This window comes from Puerhibacterium puerhi (assembly GCF_009846865.1).
Lineage (GTDB): Bacteria > Actinomycetota > Actinomycetes > Actinomycetales > Cellulomonadaceae > Puerhibacterium > Puerhibacterium puerhi.
Window position 1 is genome coordinate 40766 of sequence record NZ_WUWN01000024.1, and the last position, 9063, is coordinate 49828.

Below are 9063 nucleotides of genomic sequence, written 5' to 3' on the forward strand. Positions count from 1 at the left end.
GGCCGGCGCAGGACGGCCGGCGCACGGCGGCCCGCGCAGGGCGGCCGGTGCGCGGCGGCCGACGTCGGGCGGTCAGCCCACGTCGCCGGGCGCGCCCTGGCGCTCGTGGCGCATCGCACGCAGCTCCCGGCCGCGACGCCGCCAGCCCCGCCACAGCAGCAGCAGCGCGACGCCCAGCGCCGCGCCGATCAGCGCGCCCCAGCCGGTGCCGCCGCCGAACCCGGGCGCGTCGGCGTGGAGCACCAGCCTGGCGGCCCGCGCCGACGGGTTCGGGCCCACCGCCACCCACAGCGTGAGCCAGTTGGGCGCCGCGAGCAGCAGCCCGAGCCCGGTGAGCAGCACGGGCGGCTCCCAGCCGTCCCAGGGCCGGATCGTCTGGCCGATGACGATCACCGGCAGGAACGTGAAGACGGTGCCGAAGAACAGGCCCCACCAGGCGCCGAGGGAGAACTCGCCGTGCACGAGGTCGCCGACGGTCCCGGCCCACCAGCCCGGCAGGTAGCGCGCCAGCAGCCAGAACACCACCAGCACGATCGCGGCGACCAGGAACCACAGCACCGCCCTGCGCGCGACAGCACGCCAGTCGCGGGCCGGCGCGGGCTCGGCGGCCGCGGACGACCCCCCGCCCGTCACCGGGCCGCCCGCCGGGCCGCCCGCCGAGCCCCCGCCCGTCTCCGGGCCGCCCGCCCGGCCCGCGCCCGCGCCCCGTCGCTCGTCACCACCAGCAGTCATGCTGTTGATGGTGGCAGCGGTGCCCCGCCCCCGCGCGTCGACGCCAGGCGCTGCGTCCGGGGTGGCACCCGGTTAGTGTTTCGGCGTGACCGCTGGACCGACGCCGACCGGCGCCCCGACCGACGCTCGGGAGCGCACCGCGGTCATCGTCGAGGACGACTCGGACATCCGCGACCTGCTCGACACCGTGCTCACGCAGGCGGGCTTCACGACGGTGACCGCCGCGACGGGGCACGAGGGCGTCGAGGCCGTGCGGCGGACGGACCCGCTGGTCACCACGCTCGACGTGAGCCTGCCGGACATCGACGGCTTCGAGGTGTGCCGCCGCATCCGCGCGGTCTCCGACACGTACGTCGTGATGCTCACGGCACGCACCGACGAGGACGACGCCCGTGCCGGGCTCGACGCCGGCGCCGACGACTACCAGACCAAGCCGTTCCGGCCGCGCGAGCTGCGCGCCCGGATCGAGGCGCTGCTGCAGCGGCCTCGCTAGCCGATCCCGGTCAGCCGGTCGCGCCCCGCGCGTCCTCGCTGCGCGCCTCCTCGCCGACCTCGCCACCCAGGCCCGAGCGCGCCGTGCGCACGAGCGCCTCGACGTCGCGGGCGGGGCCCACGGCCAGCGCGGACCCGACGTCGAGCCCGACGGTGTCGCCATCCAGGCGCAGCGGGTGGTCGAGCAGGGCGCGGCGCAGCCCGCGCAGCCAGCCCGCGCCGTCGGCGTCCGCCGGCAGCACGACCACCATCTCGTCGCCCCGGGACGCGTCGGTGGCGGCAGCGCCTCCGGTCGGCAGCAGGTCCAGCACGACGTCGGCCAGGTGCCGGCGGGCGTCCTCGCGCCCGCCCCGGCCGAACGCGTCGCGCAGCGCACCGGCGTCGCGCAGCCGCAGCGCCAGCACCTGCACGCGGCCCGCTCCCTCGCGCGCCGCGACCGTGCGCAGCAGGTACGGCAGCGTCCGCGTGCCCAGCACGGGGTCGTAGCGCACCGACGCCACCTCGGCGATCTCGCGGGTGCGCAGCGCCATCATCGCGAACGCCCCCACGAGAATGAGCAGCAGGTTGATGAGGGTCGTCGAGGACGTGGGCAGGTACCGCGCGAAGAGCTCCGACTCCGGCCCGCCGGCGGCGAACGCCACCGCGCGCGTGGCGTAGTAGGCCCCCGCCACCGCGCACGTCAGCCCCAGCGCCACCGCCTCCGGGGAACGGCGGGCACCGTGCGACCGGCCGACGAGCTCGACCGCGGCGAGGATCCCCCAGACCGCGATCGCCAGCAGGTAGACCAGGCCACCGGCCCACGGGCCGCCGTCGGGCCCCTCGACGAGCACCGCGAGCGCGGCGACGCCCGCACTCGCGACGACGACCCACAGCAGCGGGCGGCGCGCCTCGCGGGCGCGTGCGCCCGCCCAGATCGCGCCGAGCGCGAGCACGAACGAGGCGTTGCCCAGCGCCACCGCCCACCACAGCGCCGGCGACGCGTCGCTCGCCAGGTAGGCGAACGTGGTGACGATCGCCGCGAGGTAGGGCAGCGTCCAGCAGCGGTCGACGACGTCGGGACGGCCGCGCCGCCAGACGTTGAGCACGTACAGCGCGCCGACCACGAGCTGGACGGTCGGCGAGATCACGAGCAGCGTCGTCTCGTCCAGCCCCGTCACGCGCCCACCCCCGTCGTGCCCGTACCTGCCGCGTCCGTGCCCTCCGCGTCCGTGCCCTCCGCGTCCGTGCCCGCCGCATCCGTGCCCGCGTCGCGGGTCGTCGTCGGCTCGACGGCCGCCGCCCCGGCGAGCGGCAGGTGGACGCGCACCGTGGTGCCGCGGCCAGGAACGCTCTCGAGGTCGATGGTGCCGCCGTGCGCCTCGACGACCTGGCGGCAGATGTGCAGGCCCAGCCCGGTGCCGTGCCGCGAGCCGTGCCGGACGGCGCGGGCGCGGTAGAAGCGGGTGAAGACCTGCTCGACGTCCTCCGGCGCGATGCCGACGCCCTCGTCGCGCACCAGCAGCACCACGTCGCCGTCGCCGCTGCGCCCGGAGCCGGCGCGCAGCAGGACCTCGACGGTCCCGCCCGCGTCGGAGTACTTCACGGCGTTGTCCAGCACGTTGTCCACCACCTGGCGCAGGGCCACGGCGTCGCCGAGCACCGGCGCGGCGCCGGCCGGCGGCGTCCACCCCACGCGCAGCCCGGCCGCCCCGGCCACCGGGCAGATCGCGGCGACCGCCTCGTCGACGACGGCGGCGAGGTCCACGGCGGTGCGCGTGAGCGCCAGGTCGCCGCCGCGCGCCGCGGCGGCGGTGAGCAGGTCACCGACGAGCGTCAGGAGCCGGTCGGCGTTGCGCGCGGCGACGTCGACGTGCCTGGCCACCGCCGGGGGCACGTCCGGGGCGTCGCCGGCGAGCTCCAGGTGGCCGACGATCGAGGTCAGCGGCGTGCGCAGCTCGTGCGACGCGGCGGCGACGAAGTCCTCCTTGAGCTCCAGCGCCGTGAGCTGCTCGGTGAGGTTCTCGAAGGTCACGACGGCGAGGCGGCCGCCGGTGTGCGGGTCGGCGTGGTCGAGCTGCACCACCGACGCGCGCAGGGCCATGCGCCCCACCGGCAGGTCGAACCAGCCCACCTCGCTGTCGAGCTCCTCGCCGCGGACGGCGCGGTGCAGCGGCCCGTCCTCGACCGCCACACCCTCGGGGGCGACCGACCGGTCCGGCGGGAGGTCGTCGATGCGCAGGCCGGGGCGCAGGATGCCGTGCGTGACCTCGGTGACGAGCCGGTTGACGAGCACCAGCCGCCCCTCGGCGTCGATCACGAGGATGCCGGCGCCCGCGGTGCCGAGCACGGCCTCGAGGAGGCGGCGCTCCGAGCCGAGCTCGGCGGCCGCGCGGCGCAGCACCTCGCCCTGCCGCCGCATGAGCAGGGTGCGGGCGTCCGAGCGGCGCTGGATCCCGCCCACGGACAGGGCCACGGCCGCCAGCACCACGGGCACCAGGGCGACCCGCGCGACCTGCGTCTGCGTCACGGCCGCGCCGGTGAGCGCCGTCGGCAGCCACGTCACCACGAACGCGCTCGCGACCGCGAGGCCGACGCCCAGGGTCCCCTGCCGCTGGGCGAGCCAGAGCACCGGGAAGACCGCCAGGAGGGACACCGGCGCGTCGCTCGCGACGAACAGCGCGGTGGCGAGCAGGTCGAGCAGCGGCACGACCAGCTCGGCGCGCCGGCCGAGGCGCTGCCACGGGACCAGGAGCGTGAGCGCCAGGGCGACCACCAGCACGACGACGCCGGCCACGTACGCGGCGCCGACCACCATCGCGTGGTCGTAGACGGTGAGCCCGACCGTCGCCAGGCCCGCGGTCGCGACGAACGGCAGGTGCACGAGGAACACCGCGGAGCGCCGGTCGGTCACCTCCTCCCGGCGCGGCTCCCCTGCCTCCGCCACCATGGCGCGAACTGTATCCCGGGGGCACGGCGCCACGGAGCCGCCGTGCGGCGACCGGACCGCGCCGCCACGGTGCCCCGGACGGGCGCGATCAGTCCTCCGGCAGCGCCGCGACCGCGTCGATCTCCACCAGCACCCCCGGACGCGCCGGGCTCACGGCCACCACCGTCACGGCCGTGCGGTGGTCGCCCCAGATCGACCGCGTCGCGGCATACCCCTCGGCGGGGTCGTACCCCGCGGCGAGGTAGACGTTCAGCTTGACCACGTGCTCGGGTCCGGCGCCGGCCGCCGCGAGCACGGCGAGCAGGTTGCGCAGCGCCTGCTGCGTCTGGTCGACGATGCCCTCGAGCAGCTCGCCGTCGCGGTCGATGCCGTTCTGGCCGCCGACGTACAGGGTCCGCCCGGCCGGGGCGATCATCCCCTGCGCGAAGGCCGGGCTGCGGAAGAGCTGGGGCGGGTCCACGGGGGTGGGCAGGCGGGCGGGCAGAGCGGTCATGGCGTTCCTCCTCGAGCGGCCAGGTCCCCCTGCTGGCAGTCTGCCGCGCGCCGCGGGCACGCGCCGGGCCGGCCGCGGGCGGGCGAGGACCGGCGAGCGTCGGCGTTGCCCGGCCGCCCGGGCCGGGAGACCGGTCATCCCCCCGACGCTCGCCGCTACGCTGCCGGCGTGCCCCGCCCCGCCCCCGACGACGCCTCCGTCCGCGCTCGCCTGGTCCGCCAGCTCACCCGGGGCGGCGACGCCAGGCTGGAGATCGTCTCCGGCGACACCGTCCGGATCGACGCGTTCCCCGGGCTCGTCGACGCTCCCGTGCGGTGGGAGCTCTCCGACGCGGAGCTCGAGGCGTACGTCGCCGCGCTCGACGTCGACGACCTCGACGCGCTGTGGCCCCGGCGCCCCCGCGAGTGGCAGGCCTTCGCGCTGCTGTCGGTGCACCTCGAGGAGGTCCTGGCCACCGCGGAGGGGCCCCTCGACGTCGTGCGGCTCGTCGACGGAGCCCTCTCCGCCGGGTGAGCCGTCCGCCCTGCCCGCCGGCCCGGCCGCGGGCGGGCGGGGACCGGCCCGCGGCCGCAGCAGGACTCAGGCGGCGAGCAGGCCCGCGGCGTCGCGCCCCTCGTCGCGCCGGTCGTCGCCGTCCAGGTCGACCGGCTCGATCAGCGAGCGGTACACCCGCTCGTACCCCTCGGCCATGACGGCGAGGTCGAACCGCCGCTCCGCGTGCCGCCGGCACGCCCACGGGTCGAGGTCCTCGGCGGCGTCGATCGCCTCGGCGAGCCGGCGCGCGTCGGCGTCGGGCGCCACGACGACGCCGGTCTCGCCGTCGGCCACCACCTCGGGCACGCTGCCGCGCCGGGTGGCCACGACCGGCGTGCCGCAGGCCATGGCCTCGACCATGACCATGCCGAACGGCTCCTCCCACTGGATGGGGAAGACGAGCGAGCGGGCGCCGGAGAACAGCTCCCGCTTCGTCACGGCGTCGGCCTCGCCCACGTACTGCGCGTCGGCGCCGAGGCGGGGCCGGACCTCCGCGTCGAAGTAGGCGTGCTCCCCCGGCTCGTTCAGCTTGCCCGCCAGGAGGATCGGCCGCCCGGCCTCGCGCGCCGCGTCGATCGCCAGGTGCGGCGCCTTGTCCGGGCTGAACCGGCCGACCCACAGGACGTAGTCGTCCTTGTCGGCCCGCATCGGGAAGGACGCGACGTCGATCGCGTTGTGCACCGTGCCGCACCAGTTGATGCGCGGGTTGAGGCGACGCTGGGCGTCGGAGATCGCGACCACGGACACGGTGCGCCCGAGCAGCTCGTGGTACCAGCCGTTCTCGCCGGTCACGGGCCCGTGCATGGTGACGACGGTCGGCACGTCCCGGCCCGTGGCCAGCAGCGGCCCGCACAGCGTGTTGTCGTGCACGACGTCGACGCCGGCATCCGCCAGGACCTGGCGGGCGTAGGCCGCCGCCACGGCCTCCGGCACCGGCTCGCCGAGCCGGGCGGTCGGCGGCGTCGGGTAGACGGCGTGGAACTCCTCCGCGGCGGTGCCGTTGCCCCCCGCCCCCACCAGCACGACGTCGTGCCCGCGCTCCACGAGCTTGTCGACCAGCCCGGCGACGACCGCCTCGGTGCCGCCGTAGCCGGCCGGCGGGAGGGAGAACCACGGCGGGGCGACCATCCCGATGCGCAGCGGGGCATCGGTGCGGGCGGGAGCCTCGGCGCGGGCCGAGGACGCCGACGGGAACCTGGACGACATGCAACCTCCCTACGGTGCGCGAAGGTCTGCCGCGGCGGCCGAGGGCCGCTCGTCGATCTGCGGCGGACGCAGGGCTCCATCTCGAGGTGAGAGCAACCTGCAAATCGAGTTATAGGTTAGATAGCCCTGGAGTGCAATGGCGGCATCGTCGCAGCGATGCCCCGACGCAGCCACGACCTCACGGAGGTGCAGATGACGACGACGCAGCCCCTCGAGCCCGCGGCGACCGGCCCCGCCACCAAGGCCCCGGTGCCGAGCACCGTCGCACCGGTGACGCGGCCCACCGTGACCCTCGTCGAGGGCTCCTCCTTCTGCGTGTCCGGCCTGGACGGCGACGTCGACCCCGGCGCGACGCACGGGCTGTTCGTCCGGGACACCCGCATCGTGTCCGCCTGGCGGCTGCTCGTGGACGGCACCCCCGTCGACTCCCTGTCGGTCATCGGCTCCGAGCCCTTCGAGGCGACGTTCGTCGGGCGCGGGCCGGCCCGCGACGGCAACCCTGACGCCACCCTCGTGGTCGAGCGCCACCGCCTCGTGGCGCAGGGCATGCGCGAGGACGTCACGATCCGCAACCACGGCCTGGAGGCCGCGGCGCTCGACGTGGAGCTGGTCGTCGAGTGCGACTTCGCCGACCTGTTCGAGGTCAAGGACGGGCGGCGGCGCGCCCGCCGCGACGTCGGCCACCGCGCCGTCGGCAGCGACCTCGTCTACTGGCTCGACGGGGCCCGGTCCCGCGGCGTGCGCATCAGCGCCCCCGCCGCCGTCGCGGCGCCCGGCCGCCTGCGCTGGTCCGTCGTCGTGCCGCCGGGCGAGGCGTGGACGACGACGGTGGAGGTGGTCGCGAGCGTCGAGGGCCACGAGATCCCCACGTCCTTCCCGGCGGGTGCGCCGGTGGACGCCAGCGGCCCCGTGCGACGGATGCGCGGGTGGCGCGCCGCGAACCCCGAGATCCGCGTGGACGACCCGGCGCTGGCCGAGGCCATCGCCCGCAGCCAGGAGGACCTGGGCGCGCTGCGCATCGTCGACCCCGAGCACCCGGAGGACGACGTCGTCGCCGCCGGCGCGCCGTGGTTCATGGCCCTGTTCGGCCGCGACTCGCTGCTGACGAGCTGGATGGCGCTGCCCTTCGCCCCGGACCTGGCGCTCGGCACGCTGCGCACGCTGGCGCGGCTGCAGGGCACGCGCGACGACGCCCGCTCCGAGGAGCAGCCCGGCAAGATCCTGCACGAGGTGCGCCTCGGCGCCGACCTGTCCCTGGCGCTCGGCGGCCAGAGCGTCTACTACGGCTCGGTCGACGCCACACCGCTGTTCGTCATGCTCGTGGGCCAGGCCGCGCGCTGGGGCGCGCCGCGCTCGGAGATCGAGCCGCTCCTGCCCGCCGTCGACGCCGCGCTGCGGTGGATCACCGAGCACGGCGACCCGGACGGCGACGGCCTGGTGGAGTACGTGCGCCGCACCGACCGCGGCCTGGTCAACCAGGGCTGGAAGGACTCCGGCGACGCCATGGTGCACGCCGACGGCACCCTGGCGCAGGCGCCGATCGCGCTCGCCGAGGTCCAGGGGTACGTCTACGCGGCGTGCCGCGCGCGGGCCTACCTGGCCGAGCGCCTCGGCCGGCCCGAGGAGGCGCCGCGGTGGCTGGAGCGCGCCGCCGAGGTCAAGCGGCGCTTCCACGAGGCGTTCTGGGTGCCGGAGCTCGGGTTCTACGCGATGGCCCTCGACCGGGACAAGCGACCGCTCGCCGTCGTCTCCTCCAACGTCGGCCACTGCCTGTGGACGGGCGTCGTCGACGACGCCGTGGCGGGCCAGGTCGTGGAGCGGCTGGTGTCGCCGGAGATGTTCACCGGGTTCGGGGTCCGCACCCTGAGCGCGGCGGCGCGCGGCTACAACCCCGTCAGCTACCACCGCGGCTCGGTGTGGCCGCACGACTCGGTGCTCGCGGCCGCGGGCATGGCGGCGTACGGCTACCGCGGCGAGGCCACCCGGGTCACCGACGGCCTGGTGGACGCCGCGCGCGCCTTCGGCGGCCGGCTGCCGGAGCTGTTCTGCGGGTTCGACCGGCGGGACAAGCCCGTGCCGGTGCCGTACCCGACGTCGTGCTCGCCGCAGGCCTGGGCGGCGGCCGTGCCGTTCGAGGTGCTGCGCATCACGCTCGACCTGCAGCCCGACGCCGCGGGCGGGGTGCGGGCGGGCCGGCCCGAGGGACGCGTCGGTACGGTACGTATCGACAACCTCGCGGTGGGCGACGACCGGGTCTCCGTGACCGCCGGTGAGGACCGGGTGGACGTGGGCCGAGACTGAAGGAGCGGGTGCGGTGAGCGACGACGCGGCGCGTCGACCGGGGCCCGGCGGCGGCACCGGCGACGAGAGCGTGCGCTCGCCCGGCGCCGCGGACGGCCCGGCGGCCGGCTCGGCGTCGGACCGGACCACCGACCGGATCCGGTCGGACGAGCCCTTCTACACGATCGGCCAGGTCGCGGCACTGCTCGACGTCCCGGCCGCTCAGCTGCGGCGGCTGGACGCGCTGGAGATCGTCCAGCCCGACCGCTCGCAGGGCAACCAGCGGCGGTACTCGGCCGACGAGATCGAGCGGCTGCGCGAGGTCATCCAGCTCGGCGAGGAGGGCGTGACGCTGCCGGGCGTCCGCAAGATCCTCGAGCTGCGCCGGCAGGTCGGCGAG

The 9063-nt window shown here is 76.6% G+C and carries 9 protein-coding genes; 4 read left to right on the forward strand and 5 right to left on the reverse strand.

The window, feature by feature from the left end; translation table 11 throughout:
- Positions 1 to 72 precede the first annotated feature (72 nt).
- Positions 73 to 732, reverse strand: coding sequence for a hypothetical protein (locus tag GSF02_RS12920; protein WP_159797104.1), 660 nt, complete (start codon positions 730 to 732; stop codon positions 73 to 75).
- Positions 733 to 817: 85 nt separating this feature from the next.
- Here GSF02_RS12920 and GSF02_RS12925 point away from each other — a divergent pair, with 85 nt between their 5' ends.
- The gene (locus GSF02_RS12925; RefSeq protein WP_408003895.1) at positions 818 to 1225 is read left to right on the forward strand and encodes a response regulator transcription factor; all 408 of its coding nucleotides are present in this window, start codon (positions 818 to 820) and stop codon (positions 1223 to 1225) included.
- 10 nt (positions 1226 to 1235) lie between these two features.
- Here GSF02_RS12925 and GSF02_RS12930 read toward each other — a convergent pair whose 3' ends face one another.
- The 3 genes from GSF02_RS12930 to GSF02_RS12940 form a co-directional block, all read right to left on the reverse strand.
- Complete coding sequence (locus tag GSF02_RS12930; protein WP_159797107.1) at positions 1236 to 2381, reverse strand: hypothetical protein; 1146 nt, start codon at positions 2379 to 2381, stop codon at positions 1236 to 1238.
- The gene (locus GSF02_RS12935) at positions 2378 to 4150 is read right to left on the reverse strand and encodes a sensor histidine kinase (protein ID WP_159797110.1); all 1773 of its coding nucleotides are present in this window, start codon (positions 4148 to 4150) and stop codon (positions 2378 to 2380) included. The genes GSF02_RS12930 and GSF02_RS12935 overlap by 4 nt, the downstream gene beginning before the upstream one ends.
- Before the next feature lie 88 nt (positions 4151 to 4238).
- On the reverse strand, positions 4239 to 4643 hold the full coding sequence (locus GSF02_RS12940; protein ID WP_159797113.1) for a RidA family protein: 405 nt from the start codon (positions 4641 to 4643) through the stop codon (positions 4239 to 4241).
- 168 nt (positions 4644 to 4811) lie between these two features.
- Between GSF02_RS12940 and GSF02_RS12945 the strand changes: the two genes are divergently transcribed.
- Entirely contained in the window at positions 4812 to 5156 is a 345-nt protein-coding gene (locus GSF02_RS12945) for a hypothetical protein (RefSeq protein ID WP_159797116.1), read from the forward strand.
- A gap of 66 nt (positions 5157 to 5222) precedes the next feature.
- Here GSF02_RS12945 and GSF02_RS12950 read toward each other — a convergent pair whose 3' ends face one another.
- Positions 5223 to 6383: a glycosyltransferase family 4 protein gene (locus GSF02_RS12950; protein WP_159797119.1), complete on the reverse strand. Its 1161-nt coding sequence runs from the start codon at positions 6381 to 6383 to the stop codon at positions 5223 to 5225.
- Between the two features lie 156 nt (positions 6384 to 6539).
- On the opposite strand from GSF02_RS12950, the gene GSF02_RS12955 reads away from it, so the two are divergent.
- Together GSF02_RS12955 and GSF02_RS12960 are read left to right on the forward strand one after the other, a co-directional pair.
- Positions 6540 to 8684, forward strand: coding sequence for an amylo-alpha-1,6-glucosidase (locus GSF02_RS12955; RefSeq protein ID WP_201308918.1), 2145 nt, complete (start codon positions 6540 to 6542; stop codon positions 8682 to 8684).
- Between the two features lie 13 nt (positions 8685 to 8697).
- On the forward strand, positions 8698 to 9063 hold a 366-nt coding region (locus tag GSF02_RS12960), incomplete at its 3' end, for a MerR family transcriptional regulator (protein ID WP_201308919.1).